Source organism: Shewanella electrica (assembly GCF_022321485.1).
GTDB lineage: Bacteria > Pseudomonadota > Gammaproteobacteria > Enterobacterales > Shewanellaceae > Shewanella > Shewanella electrica.
The window spans coordinates 1-247 of record NZ_JAKOGG010000621.1 but is presented as its reverse complement, the minus strand read 5'-3'; the positions used below and the strand labels follow the sequence as shown (position 1 = coordinate 247).

1 protein-coding gene is annotated in these 247 nt (G+C 42.5%); it reads right to left on the bottom strand.

The window, feature by feature from the left end; genetic code table 11:
• The coding region (locus L9G74_RS24550) for a hypothetical protein (protein WP_238898907.1) at positions 1 to 247 on the bottom strand (247 nt) is incomplete at both ends.

Genomic DNA, 247 nt, shown 5'->3' with positions numbered 1-247 from the left:
CATTTCAAGAGTGGTCTTGCAAAACCATTTTTCCTGTGTGATCTTGAAGCATCCTTTTTTTCCAATGCACCACCATCTGATGAGTTAATGTTCTTTTCCTCAATGGGAGGTTCATCCTTTTTTACTGGTGTAAGGGTCAGGTGAGCTTCTAGAGGCTCAGCTTTGTTCACAATGGAGGTCACTGTTTTACCATGCAAGTCAATCAAATGGTAAAGGGATGATGCCCTGGTAGAAATCTCAGCATCCC